The sequence below is a fragment of the Bradyrhizobium sp. 956_D2_N1_4 genome (assembly GCF_052076025.1).
Taxonomy (GTDB): domain Bacteria; phylum Pseudomonadota; class Alphaproteobacteria; order Rhizobiales; family Xanthobacteraceae; genus Bradyrhizobium; species Bradyrhizobium barranii.
On sequence record NZ_CP197237.1, the window covers coordinates 722437 to 747394 of the forward strand.

At 66.0% G+C, this 24958-nt stretch carries 26 protein-coding genes and 1 tRNA gene; 10 read left to right on the plus strand and 17 right to left on the minus strand.

Annotation, left to right across the window (positions count from 1 at the left end):
- Positions 1-48: 48 nt before the first annotated feature.
- Both AB7535_RS03415 and AB7535_RS03420 read left to right on the plus strand, forming a co-directional pair.
- Positions 49-2019, plus strand: coding sequence for a methyl-accepting chemotaxis protein (locus AB7535_RS03415; RefSeq protein WP_085402568.1), 1971 nt, complete (start codon positions 49-51; stop codon positions 2017-2019).
- Positions 2020-2303: 284 nt separating this feature from the next.
- Positions 2304-3992, plus strand: a complete 1689-nt coding sequence (locus AB7535_RS03420) for a methyl-accepting chemotaxis protein (protein WP_085402569.1) — start codon at positions 2304-2306, stop codon at positions 3990-3992.
- A gap of 3 nt (positions 3993-3995) precedes the next feature.
- On the opposite strand, the gene AB7535_RS03425 is transcribed toward AB7535_RS03420, so the two are convergent.
- From AB7535_RS03425 to ygfZ, 6 genes are all read right to left on the minus strand, one after another.
- The gene (locus AB7535_RS03425; RefSeq protein WP_085402570.1) at positions 3996-6737 is read right to left on the minus strand and encodes a DUF2339 domain-containing protein; all 2742 of its coding nucleotides are present in this window, start codon (positions 6735-6737) and stop codon (positions 3996-3998) included.
- A 51-nt stretch (positions 6738-6788) separates the two neighbouring features.
- The gene (locus tag AB7535_RS03430; RefSeq protein ID WP_085402571.1) at positions 6789-7757 is read right to left on the minus strand and encodes an NUDIX hydrolase; all 969 of its coding nucleotides are present in this window, start codon (positions 7755-7757) and stop codon (positions 6789-6791) included.
- A gap of 19 nt (positions 7758-7776) precedes the next feature.
- Positions 7777-8283, minus strand: a complete 507-nt coding sequence (locus tag AB7535_RS03435; protein ID WP_028152156.1) for a tyrosine phosphatase family protein — start codon at positions 8281-8283, stop codon at positions 7777-7779.
- A gap of 144 nt (positions 8284-8427) precedes the next feature.
- Positions 8428-9042 (minus strand): YfbR-like 5'-deoxynucleotidase, encoded by a 615-nt coding sequence (locus AB7535_RS03440; RefSeq protein ID WP_085402572.1) that lies wholly within the window; start codon positions 9040-9042, stop codon positions 8428-8430.
- Positions 9039-9665, minus strand: a complete 627-nt coding sequence (locus tag AB7535_RS03445) for a DNA-3-methyladenine glycosylase I (protein WP_063985089.1) — start codon at positions 9663-9665, stop codon at positions 9039-9041. The genes AB7535_RS03440 and AB7535_RS03445 overlap by 4 nt, the downstream gene beginning before the upstream one ends.
- The gene (gene ygfZ / locus AB7535_RS03450; protein ID WP_085402573.1) at positions 9662-10537 is read right to left on the minus strand and encodes a CAF17-like 4Fe-4S cluster assembly/insertion protein YgfZ; all 876 of its coding nucleotides are present in this window, start codon (positions 10535-10537) and stop codon (positions 9662-9664) included. Before ygfZ ends, AB7535_RS03445 begins: the two co-directional genes overlap by 4 nt.
- 101 nt (positions 10538-10638) lie before the next feature.
- Between ygfZ and AB7535_RS03455 the strand changes: the two genes are divergently transcribed.
- The 5 genes from AB7535_RS03455 to AB7535_RS03475 all read left to right on the plus strand — a co-directional run bounded on the left by AB7535_RS03455 (position 10639) and on the right by AB7535_RS03475 (position 14750).
- Entirely contained in the window at positions 10639-11973 is a 1335-nt protein-coding gene (locus AB7535_RS03455; protein ID WP_085402574.1) for a dihydroorotase, read from the plus strand.
- A gap of 143 nt (positions 11974-12116) precedes the next feature.
- Positions 12117-12980, plus strand: coding sequence for a sulfurtransferase (locus AB7535_RS03460; protein WP_439037222.1), 864 nt, complete (start codon positions 12117-12119; stop codon positions 12978-12980).
- A 127-nt stretch (positions 12981-13107) separates the two neighbouring features.
- Positions 13108-13797, plus strand: coding sequence for an RNA polymerase sigma factor (locus AB7535_RS03465; RefSeq protein ID WP_085402576.1), 690 nt, complete (start codon positions 13108-13110; stop codon positions 13795-13797).
- An 88-nt stretch (positions 13798-13885) separates the two neighbouring features.
- Entirely contained in the window at positions 13886-14419 is a 534-nt protein-coding gene (locus AB7535_RS03470; protein WP_085402577.1) for a DUF4142 domain-containing protein, read from the plus strand.
- A gap of 10 nt (positions 14420-14429) precedes the next feature.
- Positions 14430-14750, plus strand: coding sequence for a cupredoxin domain-containing protein (locus AB7535_RS03475; protein WP_085402578.1), 321 nt, complete (start codon positions 14430-14432; stop codon positions 14748-14750).
- A 196-nt stretch (positions 14751-14946) separates the two neighbouring features.
- Here the strand turns inward: AB7535_RS03475 and AB7535_RS03480 are convergent, their stop codons facing one another.
- From AB7535_RS03480 to AB7535_RS03495, 4 genes are all read right to left on the minus strand, one after another.
- The gene (locus tag AB7535_RS03480; RefSeq protein WP_014497305.1) at positions 14947-15213 is read right to left on the minus strand and encodes a hypothetical protein; all 267 of its coding nucleotides are present in this window, start codon (positions 15211-15213) and stop codon (positions 14947-14949) included.
- A 294-nt stretch (positions 15214-15507) separates the two neighbouring features.
- Complete coding sequence (locus AB7535_RS03485) at positions 15508-15885, minus strand: TIGR02301 family protein (protein WP_011085347.1); 378 nt, start codon at positions 15883-15885, stop codon at positions 15508-15510.
- 47 nt (positions 15886-15932) lie between these two features.
- Positions 15933-16367, minus strand: coding sequence for an NUDIX hydrolase (locus AB7535_RS03490; protein WP_085402579.1), 435 nt, complete (start codon positions 16365-16367; stop codon positions 15933-15935).
- A 30-nt stretch (positions 16368-16397) separates the two neighbouring features.
- A complete protein-coding gene (locus AB7535_RS03495; protein ID WP_028152167.1) occupies positions 16398-16898 on the minus strand; it encodes a hypothetical protein in 501 nt (166 codons plus the stop codon).
- A 63-nt stretch (positions 16899-16961) separates the two neighbouring features.
- On the opposite strand from AB7535_RS03495, the gene AB7535_RS03500 reads away from it, so the two are divergent.
- Complete coding sequence (locus AB7535_RS03500) at positions 16962-17732, plus strand: SOS response-associated peptidase (RefSeq protein WP_135215924.1); 771 nt, start codon at positions 16962-16964, stop codon at positions 17730-17732.
- Positions 17733-17840: 108 nt separating this feature from the next.
- Here AB7535_RS03500 and AB7535_RS03505 read toward each other — a convergent pair whose 3' ends face one another.
- From AB7535_RS03505 to AB7535_RS03530, 6 genes are all read right to left on the minus strand, one after another.
- Positions 17841-19034 carry a CaiB/BaiF CoA transferase family protein gene (locus AB7535_RS03505; RefSeq protein WP_085402581.1) on the minus strand — a complete coding sequence of 398 codons (1194 nt, stop codon included), beginning with the start codon at positions 19032-19034 and terminating at the stop codon, positions 17841-17843.
- A 36-nt stretch (positions 19035-19070) separates the two neighbouring features.
- Positions 19071-20000 carry a glycine reductase gene (locus tag AB7535_RS03510; protein ID WP_439037223.1) on the minus strand — a complete coding sequence of 310 codons (930 nt, stop codon included), beginning with the start codon at positions 19998-20000 and terminating at the stop codon, positions 19071-19073.
- Between the two features lie 280 nt (positions 20001-20280).
- On the minus strand, positions 20281-20862 hold the full coding sequence (locus AB7535_RS03515; RefSeq protein WP_085398461.1) for an NUDIX domain-containing protein: 582 nt from the start codon (positions 20860-20862) through the stop codon (positions 20281-20283).
- A 13-nt stretch (positions 20863-20875) separates the two neighbouring features.
- Positions 20876-21316 carry a GNAT family acetyltransferase gene (locus AB7535_RS03520; protein ID WP_085398460.1) on the minus strand — a complete coding sequence of 147 codons (441 nt, stop codon included), beginning with the start codon at positions 21314-21316 and terminating at the stop codon, positions 20876-20878.
- The gene (locus AB7535_RS03525) at positions 21313-22740 is read right to left on the minus strand and encodes an FAD-binding oxidoreductase (RefSeq protein WP_085398459.1); all 1428 of its coding nucleotides are present in this window, start codon (positions 22738-22740) and stop codon (positions 21313-21315) included. Before AB7535_RS03525 ends, AB7535_RS03520 begins: the two co-directional genes overlap by 4 nt.
- 78 nt (positions 22741-22818) lie before the next feature.
- Positions 22819-23808 (minus strand): L-threonylcarbamoyladenylate synthase, encoded by a 990-nt coding sequence (locus tag AB7535_RS03530; protein ID WP_161495726.1) that lies wholly within the window; start codon positions 23806-23808, stop codon positions 22819-22821.
- A gap of 68 nt (positions 23809-23876) precedes the next feature.
- Between AB7535_RS03530 and AB7535_RS03535 the strand changes: the two genes are divergently transcribed.
- Positions 23877-23953: transfer RNA gene (locus AB7535_RS03535), tRNA-Pro, on the plus strand.
- A gap of 185 nt (positions 23954-24138) precedes the next feature.
- Here AB7535_RS03535 and AB7535_RS03540 read toward each other — a convergent pair.
- Positions 24139-24465, minus strand: coding sequence for a hypothetical protein (locus AB7535_RS03540; protein WP_028154397.1), 327 nt, complete (start codon positions 24463-24465; stop codon positions 24139-24141).
- Between the two features lie 122 nt (positions 24466-24587).
- Between AB7535_RS03540 and AB7535_RS03545 the strand changes: the two genes are divergently transcribed.
- Positions 24588-24803, plus strand: coding sequence for a hypothetical protein (locus AB7535_RS03545; protein WP_038945415.1), 216 nt, complete (start codon positions 24588-24590; stop codon positions 24801-24803).
- The last annotated feature ends 155 nt before the right edge of the window (positions 24804-24958 follow it).

Here is a 24958-nt window from a genome sequence, read left to right on the forward strand (position 1 = left end):
CGAGTCGCCCTCCCTGTATTGCGTATCGAACGTATCGGAGCACATTCAATGAGCGGCTTCTCCATTCGCCTCACCCACAAGGTCATGGCGATCGGACTCTTCGGCCTTGTCGGTCTCGTCGTCTTCGGCGCGATCTACGAGATCGGCAGCCTCTCTCAGGACGCCTCCCGCACCGTTGCCAACCGCGCCCGCGCGATCGCTGACCTGAACAAGCAGCTCACGATCGAGATGCTGGAGGCGCGCCGCAACGAGAAGAATTTTCAGCAGCGCCGCAACGAAAGCTACGCCAAGGCCCATGCCGAGCTGATGGGACCGATCAACCGCGATTTCGACGAGGTCGAGCGGTTGATGGCGGCCGGCGGTATGAGCGCGCTGTCCGACAAGACCAGGCAGGCGCATGACGGCTTCAAACGCTATGCCGAGGATTTCAAGGCGCTCGTCGTGGCCGAGACCAGACTCGGGCTGAACGAGACGCTTGGCCTGTCCGGCTCGCTCCGCGCCGCCGTGCACGACATCGAGGTGAAACTCAAGGAGATCGACGATCCCAGGACGACGAGCTGGATGCTGATGATGCGCCGGCACGAGAAGGACTTCATGCTGCGGCGCGACCCCAAATACATTGCCGAAGTGAAGAAGGCCGCGGTCGAATTCTCCAAGGCGATCGAGGTGGTCGCAGTCCCGATGGCAGTGATGAACGACATCACGGCCAAGCTCCAGAAATACCAGTCCGAGCTCGCGGCCTGGGCCGAGACCGCGCAGCAGAGCGCTACGCTGGACGCTAGCATGATGAAGACATTCCGCGAGCTCGAACCCTCCATGGTCGAGGTGCGGACCGCCGTCGACGCCATGTACAAGCAGGCGGACGCCGCGGAGGCCGCAACGCGCGATGCCGTGCGCATGTGGATGATGATCGCCTTCGCGCTCACCGTCGTCGTGCTCGCCGTGGTCGGCTTTGTCCTCGGGCGCTCGATCTCGAAGGCGCTGTCCGGCATGGTCGGTGCGATGACGCGGCTGGCGCGCGGCGAGCTTTCGATCTCCGTCCCCGGCGTCGGGCGCAAGGACGAGATCGGCGAGATGGCCGGTGCGGTCGAGGTGTTCAGGACCAACATGGCGGAGGCCGAGCGGCTGCGTGCGGAGCAGGCCGAGGCTGACGCGCGCGGGCGCGAACGGCGCAAGGCGGACATGCACCGCCTCGCCGACGGGTTTGAAGGCGCGGTCGGCGAGATCATCGACACGGTGTCGTCGGCGGCAACCGAGCTCGAGGCGTCCTCCAATACGCTGACCCAGGCCGCCGAGCGCGGCAACGGGCTCGCCACGGCGGTGGCGGCGGCCTCGGAGGAGGCGTCCGCGAACGTGCAGTCGGTGTCGTCCGCGAGCGAGGAGATGACCACATCGATCTCGGAGATCAGCCGCCAGGTGCAGGAATCGGCCCGCGTCGCCGACGTCGCGGTGGAGCAGGCCCAGCGCACCAACGCGCGCGTCGCGGAGCTGACCAAGGCGGCAGGGCGTATCGGCGACGTGGTCGAGCTGATCAACACGATCGCCAGCCAGACCAATCTGCTGGCGCTCAATGCCACGATCGAGGCGGCACGGGCGGGCGAGGCCGGCAAGGGCTTTGCGGTGGTTGCGACCGAAGTGAAGGCGCTCGCCGAGCAGACCGCGAAGGCCACCGGCGAGATCAGCCAGCACATCGGCGCGATCCAGACCGCGACGCAGGATTCGGTCGGTGCGATCAAGGAGATCGGCGACACCATCGCGCGGATGTCGGAAATTTCCTCGGCCATCGCCGCAGCGGTGGAGGAGCAGGGCGCCGCGACGCAGGAGATCTCCCGCAACATCCAGCATGCCGCGCACGGCACCTCGGAGGTCTCCGCCAATATCGGCAACGTTCAGCGCGGTGCAGGCGAGACCGGGGCTGCGTCGGCCCAGGTGCATTCGGCAGCACAATCGCTGTCTCAGGAGAGCAACCGGCTGAAGAGCGAGGTCGCGCGCTTCCTGGAGTCGGTCCGGGCGGCCTGAGGTCGTCAGTTGCTCCGTTCGAGCCGCGCATCGCGGTGCGCCGGTGTGGCGTCGCGCGATGTCTGCTGCACTGCAACTAATAATTGCGGAACATATAACGGCGGCGACAGCGAATTCCGTAGTTTCACGTAGGTTCCTGTTAACGCCTGTTTGCAACTATGAGCGCAATCTTACGGGATAAAAATCAGCCAGCATTGTTGAACTGACTTCCGCCCTGTCGTCCGTCGTGACGATGGCGGCGCAGGTGATTTGCGCGTTGCTAGGTCTCATCGGGATTTGCTGTGATGTCGAAGTTGTCGATCGTGTTCAAGCTTCTGACCGTGTTGTCGGTCCTCGTGCTGTCGCTCGCCGGCGTCGGCGTGATGGCGATCGGCACCATGCAGAGTATCAATTCCCACACCGTCGAGATCGCGGAGAGCTGGCTGCCGAGCGTGCGTGCGCTCGGCTCGCTTCGCGCCGACATCAACGAGCTGCGCGTCGCGCTGCGCCTGCACCTGATGCAGGACACCGCCGAGGGCAAGGAAGCCGCCGAGAAGCGCCTCGCCTCGCTGCAGGCGCGCATCGACCAGACCCGCAAGGTCTACGAGCCGCTGATCACCTCGGCCGAGGAGCGTTCGCTCTATGAGCAGTGGAGCAAGGCGTGGGCCGAGTACCTGAACGGGGTGCAGGACGTCATGGCGCTGTCGCGCAAGGGCGTCGGTCGCTTCCCGACCGATGCCAACGAGCTGTTGCAGACCAAGGTCGCGAAGATGGCCCAGGCCGCCGACCCGCTGCTCCAGAAGGGCATCGAGATGAACAACCGGGGCGCCGAGCTGGAGACGAAGCAGGCAGCCGACAGCTACGCCACGATCTTCCGCGTGCTGGTCGGCATCATCGTGTTCTCGGTCGTGATCGCGATCGGTGCCGCCTATTATCTCGTGCGTGACGTTTCTCGCGGCATTGCCTCGATCATCCATCCGATGCAGTCGCTTGGCGAAGGCGACCTCTCCGCCGAGGTGCCGCATCGCGGCGAGAAGACCGAGATCGGCTCGATGGCGGATGCGCTCCAGATCTTCAAGGAGGCGTTGATCGCCAAGAAGGCCGCCGACGAAGTCGCTGCTGCCGACGCCGAGGCCAAGATCGAACGCGGCCGCCGCGTCGACGCCATCACCCGCAAGTTCGAGGCCATGATCGGCGAGGTCGTCGGCACCGTGTCGTCGGCCTCGACCGAGCTCGAGGCCTCCGCGACCACGCTGAGCAGCACCGCGCAGCGCGGGCAGGAGCTTGCGACCGTGGTCGCTGCGGCGTCCGAGGAAGCCTCGACCAACGTCCAGGCGGTTGCGTCCGCCTCGGAGGAGCTGTCGTCCTCCATCACCGAGATCAGCCGCCGCGTGCAGGATTCGGCGCGGATGGCCGCGGAGGCCGTCGAGCAGGCCACGCGGACCAACGACCGCGTCAACGCGCTGTCGCAGGCGGCATCCCGCATCGGCGACGTGGTCGAGCTGATCAACACCATCGCCGGTCAGACCAACCTGCTGGCGCTCAACGCCACCATCGAGGCGGCGCGTGCCGGTGAAGCCGGCCGCGGCTTCGCGGTCGTCGCCTCCGAGGTCAAGGCGCTGGCCGAGCAGACCGCGAAAGCGACCGGCGAGATCGGGGCGCAGGTCTCCGGGATCCAGGCCGCGACGCAGGAGTCCGTCAGCGCCATCCAGGAGATCGGCGGCACCATCGAGCGGCTGTCCGAGGTGGCGGCGGCCATCGCAGCCGCCGTCGAGGAACAGGGCGCGGCCACGCAGGAGATCTCGCGCAACGTGCAGCAGGCTTCGGTCGGTACGCAGGAGGTCTCGATGAACATCACGGACGTGCAGCGTGGTGCGATCGAGACCGGCTCGGCGTCGACGGAGGTGCTGTCGGCGGCGAAATCGCTGGCGACCGACAGCACGCGGCTCAAAGTCGAGGTCGCGCAGTTCCTGGAGTCGGTCCGCGCGGCTTGATCCTCAAGTGCTCGCCTGCGGAGCCGGCGGCGGTGCGACCTGCCGCCGGAACAGGATGCGCTGGTAGAGCCAGCCGATCGCGACCAGCACGATGCCGAGGCACATGAACGACAGCGCGCGGTAGACGCCTGTCAGCGTCGACATGTCGATCACGAAGGCCTTCAGGATCGTCAGCGCGATCACCGCGGCCGACGCCAGCCGTGCCCGCTCGGAGTTGACGAGAATGCCGACGCCGAGCAGCACCACGCCGAAGCCGAGCCAGCCGATCGAATAGGTGTATTGCTCCGCGCCCGTGGTGGCGCCGTAGAGCAGGACCGGGCCGTGATAGAAGCGGCGGATCTCCAGCGTCAAATAGGTCAGCGCGAACACCAGCGCAGCGCCGGCAATCGTGTTCGCATAGGCGACGGGGCGATGTCCGGCCACCGCATAGGACAGCAGCAGCATCAGCACCGCCGGGAGAGCGTAGCCGAGCAGCAGCAGGTTGAAGACGAGACCGCCGACATCGACGCTGGAGAGCAGCCACGGATTCTCCAGGATCAGCAGGCCGAACACGCTGATGAGCCCGGCGATCGCGGTGAGCGCGATTGCGCCGACATTGTGAACGATGCTGTGGCTCCTCAGCCGCAGCCGCTCCAGCCCGATCGCCATGGCGAGCGCGACGCAGACTTGCAGGGCAAATTCGAGCAGTGAGGGCGGCGACGTCATGCGGCCGCCGGTGGCAAGATGCCGGATCTCCATGAAGGCGAGCAGCGCGGTGAACAGGATCGCGGCGGCCTCCACGATGCGCAGCGGCGGATCGTCGCCGCGGCGGCGCAGGAAGATGCTCGCGCCCCAGAACGAGGCCGCCGGCAGGCCGTAGCCCCACAACAGCCAGTTGAAGATCGGCGTGGTGCCGACGGCATCGCCGACGATGCGTGGATCATAGCCGATGCGCGCGGTAACGATCGCGGCAAAGATGGCGGCGAGCCGGCGCAGGACCGGGATCGGCCGCTGCAGCGAGATCCAGGCCGTGCCGAGCGACATCAGGGCCAGCGCGATGGTGAGCCAGCCCTTTTCGAGGGCGAAGGTCAGCGCCAGTGCCAATGCGCCGAGCGTGCCGGTCGCGAACAGCGCGACGGAGGTCGCAGCGCCCGGCCGATCTTCGCGGCGTGCCAGCGCTTCGGTCGCAGCGCCGAAGGCCGCGGCGAGCAGCACCGCGAGGATCGCGAACGGGATCGAGCGGTCGAGATGGGCGATGCGCGCGTAGAGCGCAACGAGGATCGCGGTCGGCGTCGCAACGGCTGCCGCCGACCACACCACCGGAATGACCGCCGAGCTCGAGCGGCCCTGCGCGAGAAAGCCCGCGATGCCGAAGCCGGCAGCGAAGATTGCGGCCATCACCAGATGCAGCGTCACCGCGCCGTCGATCGCTGTCGGTCCGACGCCGGGCATGGGGCCGCCCGGCAGCACCAGCATGTCGGGATTGGCGCGCACCGCCCATTCGGCGAACACGATGAAGACGGTCGCTGCGGCCGCGCCCAGCGCGCCGGTCGCCGCCGGCGCGCGCCAGGCGACGAACAGCGTCGCACCAACCAGAAGCGTGAAGGCGATCAGCGCAAGGTCCGCATGCGCGCTCGACAGCACGATCAGCATCGCGCCGAACAGATAGGCGCCGAGGGAGCTCGACGACACCGGCTCGATCTCGCCGTCCTCGATGGTCGGGCCGAACATGAAGCCGCAGACCACGAGCAAAGCGGCGAGCACGAAGCCCGCGATCGCATGGAAGGCGTGCGGCGCGACCTGCAGTTCGCTGGTATCGAGACCCGGGAAGATCCAGAGCACGGCGAAGGCGATGGTCGTCACCGCGAGCCAGCGCCACAGCCGGATGTGCGCGAGGCCGAAGCTCGCGGCGGTGACGATCGCAAGATAAACATAGAGCGCCCAATAATCCGGCTTGCCGCTGGAGACGAGGATCGGCGTCACGAACGCGCCGACCACGCCGAGGCCCGCGAGTGCGGGCCCATGCAACAGTGCCGCGGCGAGCGTGCCCATCGCGACGATGCCGAGCAGCACGAAAGCGGTGGCGGGCACGAGGAAGCCATAGAGCGCATAGGCGGCGTAGATGGTCGCGAACGCCACGGCCGTTCCGGCCGCGGTGAGGATCGCGGGGATGTTGGCGATCGGCAGCGCCGCGATGTTGGAGATGCTCTCCTTGCGTCGCGACCATTCGCCGGCGCCCAGCAGCGCGGCTGCGAACAGCCCGCCGAGGAACACGCGCACGCCGGGGCCGACGAGGCCCGCCTCGATCGAATAGCGCACCATGAAGAAGCCGCCGAGCGCGAGCGCGAGGCCGCCGATCCAGACCACCCAGCGCGTGCCGAGCCGTTCCTCGAAGCCGGGCGCCGGCGCGGGCAAAGGCGGCGGTGCGTAGGCCTCGGTGCTCGCCGCAAGCGGCGGCGGTGCATCGGCTTCAGTGCTCGCTGCGAGCGGCCGCGGTGAAACCTCTTCGGTGACGAGCGGAGGCGGTGCTGCCTCGACTTCGGGCGCGAGCGGCGGCGGCTCGGCGGCCGTCGTCGCGGGCGCCTCGGCCTGCACCTGCGTGGGCATCAGCGGCGGTGGCTGCACCTGCCGCTGCGCGTAAAACATCTCTTCGAGCGAGGCGAGCCGGCGGCGCAGCTCGGTCGCCTGGCTGGAGGCCTTGATCGCGATCAGGACAGCGATGATCGCAATGATCAGCGCAAAGACGTCAAACGGGCCGTCGAACATAAAGCCTCCAGGCAACCGGCGGGCAGGGGCCGGTCACGCAAATCCTAGGATCTAGCGCCGGGAGCGTACGCGCAAGCCCGGCGCGGGTCGTTCCTGGAGCACGTCGCGGCGGAAGCGGTAGAGCGCCGCCGGCCGTCCGCCGGTCTGTGTCGACATCACCCCGGTCGGTTCGACCAGGGCTTCGGTTTCGACCAGGCGGCGGAAATTTTGCTTGTGCAGGTGCCGGCCGGAGATCGCCTCCACCGTGTACTGCAGTTCAGTGAGTGTGAACTCCGCGGTCAAAAGTTCAAACACCACAGGACGATACTTCAGTTTCGCACGCAGCCGCGCGATCGCGGTCGCGAGAATCCGGCGGTGATCGAATCGCATCGAGGTGCCGAGCGCGGGAAGCTCCTTGCGCGCCAATGCCGCAGGGCGGCCGTCGCGCCGCGCCTCCTCGATCAGCCCGGCCTCGTACAAGAGCTCGTAGCGGTCGAGCACGCGCTCCTCGTCCCAGGGCGCGCCGTCGAGACCGAAATAGAACCGCACGCGATCCCGGCGCGGCAATGCGCGTGTGGTCTCCGGCGTCTCCTCCTCGGCCCATAGCGTCAGCGCCGGGATGATGTCACGGGCGATGATCGCGGGCGGCTCCTCGCGCCAGTCTTCCCAGGGGAGGAAGCGATACCATGGTTCGAAGCTCGCGCCGGTCGCTGCGAGCTCGCCGCCCACCGCGCGCGTCAGCGCGAGATAGCCGATCGACACCATATGCGCACCGGTGTCGCCGGCCTCGGCATGACGACCACGATCGCCGAACGTGTAGAGCTGCTCGACATAGCCGAGCCGCAAGCCCGCCTGTGCCTCGACCCAGGCGCGCAGGCCGATCTCGAACGTGCGATGGCTCGGCGCATCGAACGGCCCGAACGGCAGGCCCGCCAGCCCATCACTGCTGTGCGCGGTGAGGATCAGCGGCTCATGATCCTCGATCGCGACGATCGCCGCGGTCAGGCCGATCTCGATCGGCGTCAGCTGCGTGTCGCTCATGCGGCTGATGTCGCAGTTGTCATTCGAGCTCGATCACGAAGGGGCGGCCCTCGACCATCATCGCGCCCGGGCCCATCTCGTCGAGCGCGCGCAGCATGCGGCCGTTGCGCCCAAGCGCGCGGTCGGCAAGGCCGACGATGCGGCGGTTCGGCGAGGCTATCGGCGAGGCCGCGCGGATCTTCTTGGCGATCTCGATCTCGTCGCGATCCGGATTGAGGGCGCAGACGGCCGCGAACGCGCTCGCAGTGGAGCGGCTGATGCCGGCATAGCAATGCACCACCAGCGGCGCGCTGCGGTCCCAGCCGCGCACGAAATTCAGCACCTGGTCGATATGAGCTTCGGATGGTGCGGTGAAGCCGTCCATCTCCTCGGTGATGTCGTCCATCGACACTTTGAGATGGTTGGCCGGCAGCACCGACACCGGACGTGCCACCTGCTCGACATTGGCCATGACGGTCAGCACATGGCTGGCCCTGGTGAGGCGGACGGTTTCGGGAAGGGCGGCGAGGGAACAGACGTGGATCATGGCGGACCTTTTTGCCGCTGATTATAGCGAGCGCTCGTACGGTGGGCAAAGGCGCATCGCGCCGTGCCCACCGTTTCGCACCGCGCACATTGCGGCTAGTTTGGTGGGCGCGCTTCGCTTTGCCCACCCTACGAAGGGATGATGCTACGCGAACACCGCGTTGAACCGCTCCAGAAACTGCTTCTCGGCCCGCGCCGCGGTCCAGGGCGTGAGGTAGTCGCGCCGGACGCTGTCGGAGAGGCCGGGGTCCCTGCCGAACAGGCGCTTCGCCTCGCTTTCGCTGAAGCCGGCGAGCTCGGTTGCCTCCAGATAGGCCGCCCCGCGATCGGCGGCCTTGATGGCTTGCGTGATCTCCTCGGGCAGCGCCGGCGGCAGGCCGAAGCGGATGTGGATGGCGCCGAGCAGGCGCTTCTCCACCGCCTTGTAATGGCCGTCGAGCACGGCCTTGAACGGCGAGATCATGTCGCCGATCACGTATTCGGGCGCATCGTGCAGCAGCGCGGCCAGCCGCATGCGCTCGTCGACGCGCGGCATCTCGTGCCGCATCACGGTCTCCACCAGAAGCGTATGCTGCGCGACCGAGAAGATGTGCGCGCCGGTGGTCTGCCCGTTCCAGCGCGCCACGCGCGCGAGCCCATGCGCGATGTCGGCGATCTCGACATCGAGCGGAGAGGGATCGAGCAGATCGAGCCGCCGGCCCGACAACATGCGTTGCCAGGCGCGGGATGCCACGTCGCGTGCCGTTTTCTTCGCGGTCATTTGGCCTTGAGGCGCGGCTTGCGCTGCGTCTTGCCGCAGCTCGCGTGACAATGGCAGTCGACGAGATGGTCGTTGACCATGCCGGTCGCCTCCATGAAGGCGTAGACGATGGTCGGACCGACGAATTTGAAACCGCGCGAGGACAGTTCCTTGGAGATCTGCGTCGACAGCGGCGTCGAGGCCGGCACGCTCGCAGTGGTCTTGAAATTGTTGACCTTGGGCCGGCCGTCCATGAAGTCCCACAACAGCTTCGAGAAGCCCGGGCCCTTCTCCATGATGTCGAGATACGATTTCGCGCTCAGGATCGCGCCGTCGATCTTGGCGCGGTTGCGCACGATGCCGGCATCGTTCATCAGCGCGTGCACCTTCTTGTCGTTGTAGCGCGCGATCTTCTCCGGCTGAAAATCATCGAAGGCTTTGCGGAAATTGTCCCGCTTGCGCAGGATCGTGATCCAGGAGAGGCCGGCCTGGAAGCCGTCGAGGATCAGCTTTTCGTAGAGCGCACGGTCGTCATATTCCGGCACGCCCCATTCGGTGTCGTGATAGGCGACATAGAGCGGGTCTTCGCCGGGCCAGGGGCAGCGGGTCTTTCCGTCGGGATGCAGGCGGGGGGCTCGGCTCATGCGATGGGCTGCTTCAGGGGAATGCGGACGACGTCGGGTTCGGCGAGCCGCACGGCGAGGCCGCCGGCGGTGAGCGGCTGGCCGGCATCGAGCGCGTCCGCAACGCGGTCGATGCGCACCAGCGCGATGCCCTTGCCCTGGGCGGACGAGCCCATCGTGCCGACCGGCTTGTCGCCGGCCATAACACTGACGCCGGCCTCCGGCGAGAGGTCATCGAGCAGCACCTTGACGCTGCGGGTGCGCGCGGTGCCGCGATGCTGCATACGCGAGACGACCTCCTGGCCGACATAGCAGCCCTTGTCGAAATCGACGCCGGCGAGGCGGTCCATGTTGGTCTCGTGCGGGAACGCATCGCTGTACATGAAATCGAGCCCGCCGCGCGGCACGCCAAGCGCAATACGATGCGCCTCATAGGCGGAGGCATCGACCAGCTCGGCGCCGATGAGATCGGACAGCTTCTGCTTGAGATCTTCGGGGATCAGGATGCGAGTGCCGAGCGCATCATTGCGCGGATCGGCGAATGCAAGGTCCGGCTGCGCCGCAAGCTGGCCGTCCCAGGCCGCGAGCACACCGAGATCGAGGTTTTCCACCGTGACCTTGGCGCGCAGCTTGTAGAATTTCAGCTTGGTGGCGAGGCCCTCGGCCAGCGCCTTCGGACAGTCGATCAGGAACCCGCCGCCATGGCCTGCGGGCACCTCTGTGATCAGGAAATCCACGATGATCTTGCCCTGCGGCGTCAGCAGCGCACCGAATCGCCCCAGGCCCGGCTTCAGCCTGTCGAGATCGGTCGTGATCAGGCCGTTGAGGAAGTTGCGCGCATCCTCGCCCGCGACCTTGACCACGCTCCGGTCGGGAAGAAACGCTGATTTCATGTGAAAATCTCTTGCGACATGTTGCTCCGGAACGTAAGCCCGCAAGGCATAAACGACAAGACCTCAAGCCCCGCGCTTGGGGATGAGAGAGGCCTTCAGCCATGACCCAGCGCTTCGATGTGATCCTCAAAGGCGGCACCGTCGTCAACCAGGACGGCGAGGGTGTTCGCGATATCGGCATCACCAACGGCCGCATCGCGGAGCTGGGCCCGCTGTCGCAGGCCTCCGCCGCTGAGGTGATCGACTGCAAGGGCCTCCACATCCTGCCCGGCGTGATGGACACCCAGGTGCATTTCCGCGAGCCCGGGCTGGAGCAGAAGGAAGACCTCGAGACAGGGTCGCGCAGCGCCGTGATGGGCGGCGTCACCGCCGTGTTCGAGATGCCGAACACGTCGCCGTTGACCGTGACGGAGGCCACCTTCACCGACAAGGTGAAGCGTGCCCATCATCGCATGCATTGCGATTTCGCCTTCTTCATCGGCGGCACCCGCGAGAACGTGCAGGATCTGCCGGTGCTGGAGCGCGCGCCCGGCTGCGCGGGCGTCAAGGTGTTCATCGGCTCGTCGACCGGCGCGCTGCTGGTGGAGGACGACGAGAGCCTGCGCCGCATCTTCCAGGTGATCCGCCGCCGCGCCGCCTTCCACGCCGAAGACGAATACCGCCTCAACGACCGCAAGTCGTTGCGCATCGAGGGCGATCCGCGTTCGCATCCGGTCTGGCGCGACGAGACCGCGGCGCTGATGGCGACGCAGCGGCTGGTCAAGCTCGCGCACGAGACCGGCAAGCGCATCCACGTGCTGCACATCTCGACCAAGGAAGAGATCGAGTTCCTGCGCGACCACAAGGATGTCGCGTCCTGCGAGGCGACGCCGCATCATCTGACGCTGGTCGCACCCGAATGCTACGAGCGGCTCGGCACGCTGGCGCAGATGAACCCGCCGGTGCGCGGGGCCGATCACCGCGCCGGCATCTGGCGCGGCATCGAGCAGGGCATCATCGACGTGCTTGGCTCCGACCATGCCCCGCATACGCTGGAAGAGAAGTCGAAGACCTATCCGGCCTCGCCCTCCGGCATGACCGGAGTGCAGACGCTGGTGCCGCTCATGCTCGACCACGTCAACGCCGGCCGCCTGTCGCTGGCGCGCTTCGTCGATCTCACCAGCGCCGGCCCCGCGCGTCTCTACAACATGGCCTGCAAGGGCCGCATTGCCGCGGGCTACGACGCCGATTTCACGATCGTCGATCTCAAGCGCAGCGAGACCATTACCAACAAATGGGTGGCGTCGAAGGCCGGCTGGACCCCCTATGACGGCGTTCGCGTCACGGGCTGGCCCGTCGGCACCTTCATCCGCGGCCGCCGCGTGATGTGGCAGGGCGAACTGGTGACGGCCTCGCAGGGCGAGCCGGTGCGGTTCCTGGAGACGCTGAAGCAGTAAGGGGCATTCTTTAGCCTCGTCATTGCGAGGAGCGCAGCGACGAAGCAATCCAGAATCTCTCCGCGGAGGCAGTCTGGATTGCTTCGCTGCGCTCGCAATGACGAGGGGAGAGAGCTACAATCCCTCGACAGGGAGAGTAGTCCATGACCCAACCCCTCATCACCACTGTGCAACTCGCCGCGATTCTCGGCGATCCCAACCTCCGCCTCTACGACTGCACGACCTACAACGAGCCTGTCCCGCCCGGCAGCGACGTGCCGTATCGCGCTGTCCCGGGCGACAAGACGTTCGCGGCCGGCCACATCCCCGGCGCGGATTTCTTCGACCTGCAGGGCGAGTTCTCCGACACCTCCGCGCAACAGCTCTTCATGATGGCTGGCGTGCCCCAGCTAGGGGCCGCCTTCGGTCGCCACGGCGCTGACGCATCCAAGACCATCGTGCTCTACAGCATCGGCACCATGATGTGGTCGACGCGATTCTGGTGGATGCTGCGCTCGCTCGGTGTCGATGCACAGGTGCTCGACGGCGGGTTTGACAAATGGAAGGACGAGGGGCGGCCGGTCGAGACGGGCGCGCCGAAGGGCTATCCCGCCACCACCTTCAAGGCCGTGCCGCGCGCGGGCTTCTTCGTCGACAAGACCACCGTGAAGGCGCGGATCGGCGATCCCTCGACCGTGATCGTCAACGCGCTCGGGCCGCAATTTCATCAAGGCCTCGAGCCGAGCCGCTACGGCCGGCCCGGCCGCGTGCCCGGCAGCGTCAACGTGCCCGCGGCCACGCTCGCCCAGGCCGACAAGACACTGACGACGCTCGCCGATGCCGAAGCGAAATTCGCGGCCCAGGGCGTTACGCGCGACAAGAATGTGATCTGCTATTGCGGCGGCGGCATCTCGGCGACGATCGACCTGCTCATGCTGACACAACTCGGCTACGACAAGCTGACGCTGTACGATGCCTCCATGGGCGAATGGGCGAGGGATCCGGCACTGCCGATCGAGACGGACTAGAGGACTCTCTTACCCTCCCCCCTCCAGGGGAGGGTAAGGAAGGAGGGGGAGTGTAAGGAAGAAAGTCGGGAACCTTTATCGCGGGCCCGCATCCAATGTCCGGAACGAATGGAAACAGGTGACCACCATGCAGCGGACCGCAGCCGGCCTGTCCGCCGGCGCCAGAGCATCGGAAGCCGAACTGATCGACCGCGCGCGGGGCCGTGACGAGGCCGCGTTGCGCGAGATCATGCAGGCCAACAACCGCAGGCTCTACCGTCTTGCGCGCGGTATCCTGCGCAGCGACAGCGAAGCCGAGGACGTGGTGCAGGAAACCTATGTCCGGGCCTTTACCCATCTGGACGACTTTCGCGGCGAGTCCGGGCTGTCGACCTGGCTGTCGCGCATTGCCATCAACGAGGCGCTTGGCCGGGCGCGAAGCCGCAAGCCGCATGTCGAGCTCAGCGCTCTGCCGGAAGAGGCGCTCGACGCGCAGATCATAAAATTTCCCGTTTCTCCCGCAGGCGATCCGGAAAGGACCATGGCCCAACGTGAAATCCAGCGCGTCGTCGAACGCGCAATCGACGAACTGCCGGATGTCTTCCGCATGGTCTTCGTCGCGCGCGTCATGGAGGGGATGAACATCGAGGAGACCGCCGATCTGCTCGGCGTCAAGCCCGAGACCGTGAAGACGCGGCTGCACCGTGCGCGCACCATGCTGCGCGAGAACGTCGAGAAGGAGATCGGTCCGGTGGTGATGGATGCCTTCCCGTTCGCCGGGTGGCGCTGCGAGCGGCTGACCGTATCGGTGCTGAAGCGGCTCGGCAGCGGCGGCTGAAGTTTTTCGGGAACGTTTGCGCGAAAATCCCATCCAATGCCTGTGAAGCAACGCCGGCAAACCGTCCGGCAGCACAGGAGTTTCAAACATGTCCACCCGATGGAGCGCGGCGATCGCCGCGGCAATTCTGTTGTCGAGCCCCGCGCTGCTTCGGGGCGCCGGCGCAGCCGACAAGCCCACCGATCCGCAGATCGCTCACATCGCCTACACAGCGGGCGTGATCGACATCAACGCGGCCAAGCAGGCGCAGAAAAAGGCCAAGAACAAGGACGTCAAGGCGTTTGCCGAGGACATGCTGCGCGACCACGAGGCGGTCAACAAGCAGGCGCTGGCGCTGGTCAAGAAGCTGAACGTTACGCCTGAAGACAACGATACCAGCAAGGCGCTGTCGAAGCAGGCGAGCGACAAGCTGGCTGAGTTCGACAAGCTGAGCGGCGCGGCCTTCGACAAGGCCTATGTCGCGAACGAGGTCGCCTACCACAAGGCGGTCAACGGCGCGCTGGAAACCCAGCTCATCCCGTCCGCCGGCAATGCCGAGCTCAAGAGCCTGTTGCAGACCGGCCTGAAGATTTTTCAGGGCCATCAGCAGCACGCCGAGCATGTCGCGGCCGAGCTGAAATAGGGGGTGTGGGATGAAGCCGGGACACCTCGCTTCGATCGCGCTTGCGGTCGTCTTGCTGTCGATCGTCGTCCCGGCGCGCGCCGCGACCATTCAGATCACAATGGAAAATCTCGTGGTTTCACCGGCCGAAACGTCCGCGAAGGTCGGTGATACCATCGAATGGATCAACAAGGACGTGTTCGCGCACACCGCCACGGCGAAGAACGGCGATTTCGACGTAATGCTGCCACCGAAGAAGTCGGCAACGTTTGTTCTGAATAAGGCGGGAACAGTCGATTATTACTGCCGCTATCATCCCAACATGAAAGCGACGCTCAAGGTCGCGCCGTGAGGGAGGAGGGAGTGCATTCCCGATCGTAGTGGGAATATCTCCCGGTCATCGCGAGACTAATGCTAGTCCGGGGGAGGCGGCTTCCGTGCGATAAACGCAGCAGACTTCGCGAACCTGTTCGCCAGATCCCGTTCGCCAGGTCATTCATCCGTAGACTGGCCCCGCCCGTGTGGCGGGGTCATTTTTCGCAAGCAGCTTACTGCCTTGCGAGAGTGACCGAGAATTCGCCGTTGCGGATGCGGCCCGGAAAGCCCTCGACGAATTTCGCCACCGCATCCTCGCCGTAGGTGCCGACGAGCTCGGCGAATGCCGCAAACAGGCTCGCCTGCGCCAGGCAGTCGCCGTCGACGCCATCATGGCGCGCTTCGGCCCAGGCCTCGTTGAGATAGCTCAGCGCGGCCTGTTTCTGCTCGTGATCGGGCAGCGGCGCGCGGGCGGGGGCGTAGGACACTGAATGGCTCATGAAACTCGATCAGGGCTGGGGCGCGATCCACGGCGATGCGCTGTACGAAAGGTGTAGCACGCGTATTAACGCCCGCTAGGCCACATCTTTAGGAACGGTTAACGGCTGTGAACAAAGTCGATGACAGGGTTCCAGATGCGCGTTCGCGTTCATCTCTCGTCATTCCGGGACGCGCCGACAGGCGCGGGCCCGGAATCCATCGTGCGTCAGAGTTGGTGGCCCGATGGATTCTCAGATGCGCAATTGCGCATCGTAGCTCGCGCTTCGCGCGCCCCGGAATGACGGAAAGAGAAATCAGTTCGCGTAACGCGCGGTGAGATCACGCGAGATCTTCGAGCCTTCCTCGATATAGCGGCGGATCGCCACCGTCGCGGCCGGCGTGCAGCTCCGATAGGTCTGCTGGAAGCCGTTATAGCCGCGGTTGAAGCCGGCGATCATGCGGGTGCGGCGCTCGCCCGAGGGGGTTTCGGCATCGATCAGCGCCTGCATCTCGCTGCGCCATTTGTTGCCCTCGTTGGACCCGCAGATGCCGCGCAGATAGTGCAGGCCGCCCAAAATCTCCGCCAGCCGCTGCAAATCGGCGTCAAACGGCGCCGCCACGTCCTGGGCCCTCGTGGGCACGGAGGCGCAGGCGAGAATCAGGGCAAAAATGGCCAGAAATCGCGTGGACATCGGCGGGGTGTATGCCCCCTCGGGGCGGAGGACGCAAGACGGGGCAGTCAGGGCCCGATCAGCCGGGCGGCCGACAGGATGACCTCCTCCAGCCCCCCGGTCAGCTTGAGGTCGCCGAGGCTCGCCAGGGCGCCGGGGGCGATCCAGCGGTAATCGTCGAGCTCGTCGTTGAGAGCCGGCTCCTTGGCCACCCAGCGGGCGGCAAAGGACATGATCAGGTAATGGCCGGCGCCGGGGGCGGTCGGCAGCACCTCGCGCCAGCCGGCGAGGCCGATGATTTCGATGGCGAGCCCGGTCTCCTCGTCGACCTCGCGCGCCAGCGCCTGGTGCAGCGATTCGCCGAACTCGACCCGGCCGCCGGGCAGCGAATAGAACCCCTTGGCGGGCGAGCGGGCGCGGCGGGTCAGAAGCACCTTGCCGTCGCGGAAGATGGCGGCGCTGACCGCGATCTGGGGGTGGGTGGGCTGGATGACCGCAGGCATATCTTCAACGACCCTTCAACAGCCCTTGGCTCAATTCGCCATGATGGTGTCGACGTCGGCTTCCGCGCCGCCATTGATGATGCCGCCGCAGGCCGCGATCAGCGGCTTGACCCAGAGCGTGGCCTGCTCGGCGAGGCGGACGCGGGTCGTATCCTTCTCGACCTCGCGCATGGCCGAGCCGACCGCTGTCAGGATCGAGGTCATGGTATCAGTGATGTGGTCGAACTGGGCGCGCACGTTCGGATCGGCCTTCTCATAGGCTTCGATGGCCAGATCCCGTGCCTTGAAATTCGACGCGGTGAAATGCTCGGCATAGGACAGCGGCGACCAGGTCAAAAAATCTTCGGCGCATTCCGGCATGTCCGGGACCATTTCCAGCAGCATCACGGCTTCATTGAAATGGTTGAGATAGTCGGTGGCAAGCCCGGTTCGCGGGTTGATGTTGGCCACGCGCAGCCGCTCGGCCCAGGCGGCGGCCTCGGGGCCCGTCTGTACATGCGTCCGCGCGGGTTGGGAGGCCTTTGAGCTCATCTGCCGCAGTGTTAGCGTTCGGGGTTAAAACGACCTGAACGGACCCTATATAGATCGCCAAGGATGTGTGGACGCTTCGTCATAACTTCGGCCCCCGCGGCTTTACGGCAACTGTTCGGCTACATCGAGCAGCCGAATTTCCCGTCACGGTACAACGTCGCGCCGACACAACCGATTCCAGTCGTGCTGCTCGAGAACGGCGCGCGCCATTTCCGCTTGATGCGCTGGGGATTGTTGCCCAGCTGGGTCAAGGATCCCAAGGGATTTACGCTCCTGATCAACGCGCGCTCCGAGACGGTGCTGGAAAAGCCCGCCTTCAAGAACGCGATTCGGAGGCGCCGCGGCCTGATTCCCGCCGACGGCTATTATGAATGGAAGACGGAGGGCGGCCGCAAGCAACCCTTCTTCATCCACCGCGCCGATGGCGAGCCGCTCGGCTTCGCTGCGGTATTCGAGACCTGGGTCGGGCCGAACGGTGAGGAGCTCGACACCGTCGCGATCGTCACGGCGGCGGCGGGCGAGGATCTCGCCGCGCTGCATGACCGCGTGCCCGTCACCATCAGCCCGCGCGATTTCGAGCGCTGGCTCGACAGCCGCGGCGACGATGTCGATGCGGTGTTGCCGCTGATGTCCACCCCGCGCATCGGTGAATTCGCCTGGCACCCGGTCTCCACCCGCGTCAACCGCGTCGCCAATGACGACGATCAGCTCGTGTTGCCGATCAGCGCGGAGGAGATGGAGGCCGAGGCAGAGGCAGAGGCTGCGAAGCCGAAGAAGGTCGCGCGGAAGGTTGCTGCTAGCTCGTCAGATGACGGGCAGGGGTCGTTGTTCTAGGCGGCGGTGCCGTAGGGTGGGCAAAGCGAAGCGTGCCCACCATCGTGTTTCAAGCAAGTGGATAGACGGTGGGCACGGCGCGTTGCGCCTTTGCCCACCCTACGCGATCTACACGATCTCTTTTGCCCTGAGCGCCGCGATCTCCGCTGCATCAAATCCCAGCTCGCCCAGCACAGCATCCGTATCCGCACCCAATTCCGGCGCCATCCGGTCCAGCCGGCCGCCGCCATGGGCGAGCTTGAAGCCGCTGCCGGCAAAGCGCAGGCGGCCGTAGGGCGTATCCAGCTCCTGGATCGCGCCGCGGGCCTGGATTTGCGGATGATCGATGACCTCCTCGACCTTCCAGATGCTGGCGCAGGGCGCGCCGGCATCTTCCAGGATTGTCTCCCACTCGCGCGCAGGCCTGGCCGCCAGCGCCTCCTCGATGATGGCGCGCAATGCGCTCTCGTTCTCGTTGCGCGCGAACCAGTCGGTGAAGCGCGGGTCCGACAGCGTGTCCTCGCGGCCGAGCGCGGACATCAGCGCGCGGTACTGCTTCTCGTTGTTGACGGCGAGCAGGATGTGGCCGTCGCCGCATTTGAACAGATTTGCCGTGGTCCGACGGCTCACCGCCTGGTTACCCGACAGCTGCTGGCGATGGCCGGCGACCGACCAGTCCGCGATCTGCCCCGAGAGAAACGCCATCGTTGCCTCCAGCATCGAGACGTCAATGAGCTGTCCCTTGCCGGTGCGGTCGCGCTGATACAGCGCGCTCGACACGCCGAATGCGGCCGTGGCGCCCGAGAGCACGTCGCACACCGCAAAGCCCGCGCGCGTCGGCCCCGTCTCGGGATGGCCCGTGATCGCCATGATGCCCGACAGCGCCTGCATCTTGCCGTCATAGCCGGGCCGCAGGCGGTCCGGGCCGGTCTGGCCGAAGCCGGACACGGCGCAATAGATCAGTTTTGGATTGATCGCCGACAGCGCCTCATAGCCGATCCCGAGCTTGTCCATCACGCCCGGGCGAAAGTTCTCCATGACGACGTCGACTTGCATCACGAGCTTCTTCACGATCGCGATCGCATCGGGCTTTTGCAAATCGAGCGTCAGGCTGCGCTTGTTGCCGTTGATGGCCTGGAACGCCGGCGCCAGTCCGCGCTCGGCCCATTCGCGGCTGAGCGGCGTGCGGCGCATGTCCTCGCCCTCGCGCCGCTCGACCTTGATGACATCTGCCCCCAGCAGCGCGAGCTGGTAGCTCGCATAGGGGCCGGCCAGCACTTGCGTGAAGTCGAGAATCTTCACGCCCTCGAACGGTCGCGTCACGTCGCTCTCCCCATTGTTTGTTGTTGTCGGAGGACGTCAGGCGGCGCGGTTGCCGCGCGCGATCTCCTTCTGCTTGTCGAATTCGGCGCGGCGGCGCGCCAGCTCTTCGGGCGAGAGCTGCGCGACATTGTTGTAGTCGAGCTTCCAGGACGCGTCCTCGCTCCAGCGCAGCGGCGACTGCATCGTGGTCTGCGGCCCGCTCGCGCTTTCCAGCAGCGTCAGCGCGAGCTCGAGTGTTTGCGCCTGCGAGGCGACGTCGTGCGGCTTGCCCGCCGGATTGCCGAGCGGGAAGTCCGAGAACAAGAAGCGCGGCACGGCGGCATGCTCGATGATGTCCTTGGCGCAGCCCATCACCACGGTCGGAATGCCGTTGGCCTCGAGATGCCGCGCCACCAGTGCGGTGGTCTGATGGCAGACCGGGCAGTTCGGCACCAGCACGGCGACATCGACCTTGTCAGCGAGGCAGCGCGCCAGGATTTCCGGCGCGTCGGTGTCGAGCGTGACGCGATGGCTCCGGTTGGTCGGCGCGCCGAAGAAACGCTGGCTCACCTCGCCGATGCGGCCTGCGGCAGATGCCTTCAAGAGCTGCGGCAACGGAAACCAGGTGCCGTTGTCGGTCGCCGTGGTGTGCTTGCGGTCGTAGCCGATGTGCGAGATGCGCAGATCGTGCTGCTTCGAGGTGTCGCCGTCATAGACCTGGTAGAATTTCGCCCCGCCATTATACGCCGCGCCCGGGCCCTGGTCGCCCTTGGTGGGATCGTAAGGCGCGGCCGTGGTGATGATCGTCACGCGCGATTGCGCCAGCGGTTTTTTCAGCGGCTGGAACGGCGCCTCGGTGTAATGCGCCCAGCGATATGGCGTGGTGTAGCCGATCGCGGTGTAATATTCGCGCGTGCGCTGCATATAGGGGACGGGGGAGTCATAGTCGGGCGCAAAGCCGAATTCGTCGTCGCGCGAAGCGGACATGGGGCGCGTCTCCTGGTTCTTGGTTGGGACCAGACTAGAGATAGTTTTGGGGTAGCTCAACCGGGGCGGGGCGGCGCAGGGCAGAATTGCAGGCTTAGTGGAGCCGATTGCGCTGTCTTCCCCTCTCCCCTTGTGGGAGAGGGTGGCTCGCCGCGGAGCGGCGAGACGGGTGAGGGGTATCTTTCCGCGAGCCCGCTTTTTCTGAATTTGCGGACGCATACCCCTCATCCGGCGCTTCGCGCCACCTTCTCCCACAGGGGGAGAAGGAAGAAAGCGTAACTCACCTGAAAATATGCAGCGCCGCGTATTGCAGCAGCATGATCGCCTTGGCGTCGATGATGCGTCCATCCGCGATCATCGCCAAGGCCTCGTCGATCGAGAGCTCCAGCACCTCGATGTCCTCGCCCTCGTGCTCGAGGCCGCCGCCGTCGCTGACCCGCATCTCCGGCTCGTATTCGGCGACGAAGAAATGCAGCTTCTCGGTGATGGCGCCGGGGCTCATGAAGGCCTCGAACACCTTGTGGACGTGGTGCAGGCGATAGCCGGTCTCCTCCTCGGCCTCGGCGCGGATGCGCACCTCGGGGGAGGCATCGTCCAGCACGCCGGCGGCCGCTTCGATCAGGAGATCGTCGTAGCCGCGGATAAAGGCCGGCAGGCGGAACTGGCGCACCAGGATCACCGTACGCCGTGCGCGGTTATACGGCAGCACGGCGGCGGCGTTGTCGCGCTCATAGGTTTCCCGGTGCTGCGTCTGCCACTCGCCATTGGCGCGCTGGTACTCGAACGTCGTGGTCTTCAGCGTGGTCCAGCCGTCCGAGAGCACGCGGACGTCCTTGATGCGGACGCGGTCGGAAATGGTCATTGCTGTTTTCCAGCTACGTTGTGGAAGCGCGGCCGTCGAGCCACTTCTGGAACATCACCGAGGTCGATTCCTCGAAACCCAGCGACTGGTAGAACGCATTGGCTTGCGCGTTCTCGCGGCGGACCAGCAGTTGCAGCTTCAAAATGCCGGCCTGCCGCAGCCAGTCCTCGGCCGCGACCATGATGACGCGGCCATAACCGCGTTTGCGCCCATCGGGATCGACCGCGACGTAATAGACCCAGCCGCGATGGCCGTCATGGCCGACCATGGCGGTGGCGACGATCGCGCCGCCATCGCGGCCGATCAGCACGGTGGAATTGTCGCGCCGCCGCGCCAGCGCGATGTCGGCATGCGGATCGTTCCAAGGGCGCGTCAGGCCGCAGCGCTGCCACAGCGCGACGAGGGGCTCGACATCGGCGTCGGTGATCGCATCGATCGTAAGTGAGACGCTCACAGCACCTTCCCCGGATTCATGATGCCGAGCGGGTCGAGCATCGCCTTGATCGACCGCATCAGCTCGATCGCGGTCTTGTCCTTCACCTCGGGCAACTCGTCGCGCTTGAGCACGCCGATGCCGTGCTCGGCCGAGATCGAGCCGCCCATGCGCAGCACGATCTCGAACACGACCGCGTTCATCTCGTGCCAGCGCGCCAGGTAATCCGCGGTGTTGGCGCCGATGGGCTCGCTGACATTGTAGTGCAGATTGCCGTCGCCGAGATGGCCGAACGGCACCGGCCGTGCGCCGGGGATCAGTTTCACGACGGCGGCATTGGCTTCGTCGATGAAGGCGGGCACGGCGGCGACCGGAACGGAGATGTCATGCTTGATCGAGCCGCCCTCCGGCTTCTGCGCCGACGACATCTCCTCGCGCAGCTTCCAGAAGCCGTTGCGCTGGGTGAGGTTGGCCGCGATCACGGCGTCGTCGACGATCTCGTCTTCCATGGCGCGGGTCAGGATCGTCTCCAGCGGCGTGCGGGCATCGTCGCCGGGCGAGGACAATTCCATCAGCACGTACCAGGGATGTTTTGCTTCGAGCGGGTCGCGCACGTCGATGCCGTGGCGGACCGAGAAGTCGACCGCCATCTCCGACAGCAGCTCGAAGCTCGTCAGCGCGTTCGCGGCTTCGCCTTGCGCGATGGTCAGCAGCTTCAGCGCCGCCGCCGGCGATTTCAACCCGACGAAGGCGGTCTCGATCGCCCGCGGCTTCGGAAACAGCTTGAGCGTGGTCGCGGTGATGATGCCGAGCGTGCCTTCCGCGCCGATGAAGAGGTTGTGCAGATTGTAGCCGGTGTTGTCCTTCTTCAGCTTCGACAACACGTTGAGCACGCGACCGTCGGCGAGCACCACCTCGAGCCCCAGCGCCATCTCGCGCGCAACACCATAGGCGAGCGCGGCGGTGCCGCCGGCATTGGTCGAGAGATTGCCGCCGATGGTGCAGCTTCCTTCGGCGCCGAGCGAGAGCGGAAACAGCCGGTCCACGTCGGCCGCCTTCTGCTGCGCGACCTGGAGCACGACGCCGGCCTCGCAGGTCATGGTGTTGGAGGCAGTGTCGACCTCGCGGATCTTGTCGAGCCGGCGCAGCGACACCACCACTTCGCCGTTGTGCGGCGTCTGGCCGCCGACGAGCCCAGTGTTGCCGCCCTGCGGCACCAGCGCGATTCCGTGCGCGGAGGCGAGCTTGCAGATCGCCGAGACCTCCGCCGTCGAGCCCGGGCGCAGGACCAGCGGCGAGCGGCCGTGAAACAGGTTGCGCTCCTCGGTAACGTAGGCCTCGATGTCGGCCGCGTCGGTGATGGCATGTCGGTCGCCGACGATCTTGCGGAATTGTTCGATCAGCTCTGGCGCAAGCGGCGGGGTGGCAGATTTATTGACGTTCATGCTCTTGTCTCTTGTTCGCTCTTATCTCTTGCGCATGATCTTATCGGAAAACCGCTGCATACTTTTCCGGATCATGCGCTATCGGGCGACCGCGGCCCGGCGCAGCCGGTCGTTGATGGCCTCGCCAAGTCCTTCTTCCGGCACCGCCATCACCGCGATCGCTCGCGGGCTCTTCGCATCGAGGGCGCGAAGATAGCCGAACAGATTGGTGGCGGCTTCATCGAGATCAGCCGCGGGCGACAAATTCATGACGGCGGCGGCGGCCTCCAGGCCCGGCAGGCGATCGGGGCCGAACGCCAGCAGCGCTTCGCCAGCTGCCACATCGCGCGCATTGAGCCGCACGCTGGCGCGCGGCGCGTAATGCGAGGCCAGCATGCCCGGCGCCAGCGGCTGGCTGTCGTCGCTCTCGGCCTCTACGGGTGGCCGCGCCAGCGGCGCGCCGAGCACGGCCTCGATCCGCTCGCGCGACAGCCCGCCGGGGCGGAGCAGCATCGGGACGTCGAAACAGCCGACAATGGTCGATTCGACGCCGACCGTAACAGGCCCGCCGTCCACGATCAGGTCGATCCGCCCGGCAAGGTCGCTTTCGACATGGGCTGCCAGCGTCGGCGAGACATGGCCGGAGATGTTGGCGGACGGCGCCACCACGGCCCCGCCGAAGGCGCGCAGGATCGCCTCCGCCACCGGATGGGCAGGAATGCGGATCGCGACCGTGTCGAGCCCGGCGGTGGCCAACTCAGCCACCGGACAGTCATCCGTCTTCGGCACCACCAGCGTCAGGGGCCCCGGCCAGAACGCTTCCGCAAGCCTCAACGCACGCGCGTCGAAACGCCCGATCCGGCGCGCGGCGGCGAGATCGGCGACATGGGCGATCAGCGGGTTGAAGGCCGGCCGCCCCTTGGCGGCGTAAAGATGGGTGATCGCGGTGGCATTGGCGGCGTCCGCCCCGAGCCCGTAGACCGTCTCGGTCGGAAACGCGACCAGCCCGCCGGCGGCCAAAATCCGGGCGGCAGCTTCCGCGCCGGCCGCGCCGGCCGGTAAAATCAGCGTTTCAAGACCCGTTTTCACAGGGACAAAATTCCTCATGCCGGCCGCTTGCGGTGCGTCAAACCCGACGCTATAAGCCGCCTTCTTGTCGGAGTGTGGCTCAGCCCGGTAGAGCACTGCGTTCGGGACGCAGGGGTCGCAGGTTCGAATCCTGCCACTCCGACCATTCTTCCAAAAGTCGACGTTTTCCAGAGGCTTGGCGGACCGGCCGCCAGCGCCTCGGGAGCGCCTTTTTGCAACGATTTTCGGAGCGGGTCCACGGCCGATTTGGCCGGGCAGGGGCATCTGCCGCGGCGGCATGGCTCTACATTCGCCGGCCGATGGTCCAATGCTGGACAGTAGGTCAGTAGCCTACCGCCGCGCCACCAGCACGCCCACCAAGAACGCCACCATCAGTGCCGGCAGTGGCGCCTCGCGCACCATGCCGCGGACGATGTCCGGCCAGTGCTGGTCCGGGACGAGGCTTGGAGACCTGACTTCAGCCATCGGTGTCATGCCCCAGTCCGAGGCAAGTTCGGCGATCTCGCTCGAGGCCAAACGCACGCCGTCGCGGACGCGGAAGATGGCGGCGTCGGATCGCTCGCGCGGCGCGAGCGCCATCAGCGTCGCGACAGCAGTGCGCAACGTCATCTCACCAAAACCTTGCAGCCTCACCGATTCCTCGGGATCGGATGTCATGCAAAATCCCTCACAGCGCGAAGTGGTGCGCGATGGTGAATGCCGCCGTCGCGCACAGGACCAGCGTGGATACCGCGCCGGCCACCCCGCGCGCGAGATGGGCTCGCGTCAGGTGCCTGGTCATGATCTTGCTCCATGCTCTGCATGGCAATAGCGGCGAGGAAGGTTGGTTCCTCGCGCGTCGCTCGAATCGCCCGACGCTCTACTTCCGCAAGAGCTCGCTCAAGGCCGCCGTCGCCTCGGCGCAGCGGATGTCGTCGATCTCGCGCGACAGGCTGAGCGCGCTGGATCTCAGTTCTTCGAGCCTCCAGCTCGCCGGATGTTGGCTTTCGAGCTGACCGAGACGTTTGTTCAGGTCATCCAGTCTCGATTGGAGCTGCCCGATGCTGGCGGCCCCATTCACTTTCCAAACGCGCTGTGCACGCATCGTAGTTCCCCTGCTAGTCTCACGGCGTTGTGAGCGGGGTTCGTGGCTGGAATGGGAGTTTCTTTT

What these genes read in the sequence shown, in the direction of transcription:
- AB7535_RS03415 (WP_085402568.1), top strand. Translation starts at nt 49, where the DNA reads ATGAGCGGCTTCTCCATTCGCCTCACCCACAAGGTCATGGCGATCGGA.
- AB7535_RS03420 (WP_085402569.1), top strand. Translation starts at nt 2,304, where the DNA reads ATGTCGAAGTTGTCGATCGTGTTCAAGCTTCTGACCGTGTTGTCGGTC.
- AB7535_RS03425 (WP_085402570.1), bottom strand. Translation starts at nt 6,737, where the DNA reads ATGTTCGACGGCCCGTTTGACGTCTTTGCGCTGATCATTGCGATCATC.
- AB7535_RS03430 (WP_085402571.1), bottom strand. Translation starts at nt 7,757, where the DNA reads ATGAGCGACACGCAGCTGACGCCGATCGAGATCGGCCTGACCGCGGCG.
- AB7535_RS03435 (WP_028152156.1), bottom strand. Translation starts at nt 8,283, where the DNA reads ATGATCCACGTCTGTTCCCTCGCCGCCCTTCCCGAAACCGTCCGCCTC.
- AB7535_RS03440 (WP_085402572.1), bottom strand. Translation starts at nt 9,042, where the DNA reads ATGACCGCGAAGAAAACGGCACGCGACGTGGCATCCCGCGCCTGGCAA.
- AB7535_RS03445 (WP_063985089.1), bottom strand. Translation starts at nt 9,665, where the DNA reads ATGAGCCGAGCCCCCCGCCTGCATCCCGACGGAAAGACCCGCTGCCCC.
- ygfZ (WP_085402573.1), bottom strand. Translation starts at nt 10,537, where the DNA reads ATGAAATCAGCGTTTCTTCCCGACCGGAGCGTGGTCAAGGTCGCGGGC.
- AB7535_RS03455 (WP_085402574.1), top strand. Translation starts at nt 10,639, where the DNA reads ATGACCCAGCGCTTCGATGTGATCCTCAAAGGCGGCACCGTCGTCAAC.
- AB7535_RS03460 (WP_439037222.1), top strand. Translation starts at nt 12,117, where the DNA reads ATGACCCAACCCCTCATCACCACTGTGCAACTCGCCGCGATTCTCGGC.
- AB7535_RS03465 (WP_085402576.1), top strand. Translation starts at nt 13,108, where the DNA reads ATGCAGCGGACCGCAGCCGGCCTGTCCGCCGGCGCCAGAGCATCGGAA.
- AB7535_RS03470 (WP_085402577.1), top strand. Translation starts at nt 13,886, where the DNA reads ATGTCCACCCGATGGAGCGCGGCGATCGCCGCGGCAATTCTGTTGTCG.
- AB7535_RS03475 (WP_085402578.1), top strand. Translation starts at nt 14,430, where the DNA reads ATGAAGCCGGGACACCTCGCTTCGATCGCGCTTGCGGTCGTCTTGCTG.
- AB7535_RS03480 (WP_014497305.1), bottom strand. Translation starts at nt 15,213, where the DNA reads ATGAGCCATTCAGTGTCCTACGCCCCCGCCCGCGCGCCGCTGCCCGAT.
- AB7535_RS03485 (WP_011085347.1), bottom strand. Translation starts at nt 15,885, where the DNA reads ATGTCCACGCGATTTCTGGCCATTTTTGCCCTGATTCTCGCCTGCGCC.
- AB7535_RS03490 (WP_085402579.1), bottom strand. Translation starts at nt 16,367, where the DNA reads ATGCCTGCGGTCATCCAGCCCACCCACCCCCAGATCGCGGTCAGCGCC.
- AB7535_RS03495 (WP_028152167.1), bottom strand. Translation starts at nt 16,898, where the DNA reads ATGAGCTCAAAGGCCTCCCAACCCGCGCGGACGCATGTACAGACGGGC.
- AB7535_RS03500 (WP_135215924.1), top strand. Translation starts at nt 16,962, where the DNA reads ATGTGTGGACGCTTCGTCATAACTTCGGCCCCCGCGGCTTTACGGCAA.
- AB7535_RS03510 (WP_439037223.1), bottom strand. Translation starts at nt 20,000, where the DNA reads ATGTCCGCTTCGCGCGACGACGAATTCGGCTTTGCGCCCGACTATGAC.
- AB7535_RS03515 (WP_085398461.1), bottom strand. Translation starts at nt 20,862, where the DNA reads ATGACCATTTCCGACCGCGTCCGCATCAAGGACGTCCGCGTGCTCTCG.
- AB7535_RS03525 (WP_085398459.1), bottom strand. Translation starts at nt 22,740, where the DNA reads ATGAACGTCAATAAATCTGCCACCCCGCCGCTTGCGCCAGAGCTGATC.
- AB7535_RS03540 (WP_028154397.1), bottom strand. Translation starts at nt 24,465, where the DNA reads ATGACATCCGATCCCGAGGAATCGGTGAGGCTGCAAGGTTTTGGTGAG.
- AB7535_RS03545 (WP_038945415.1), top strand. Translation starts at nt 24,588, where the DNA reads ATGATCTTGCTCCATGCTCTGCATGGCAATAGCGGCGAGGAAGGTTGG.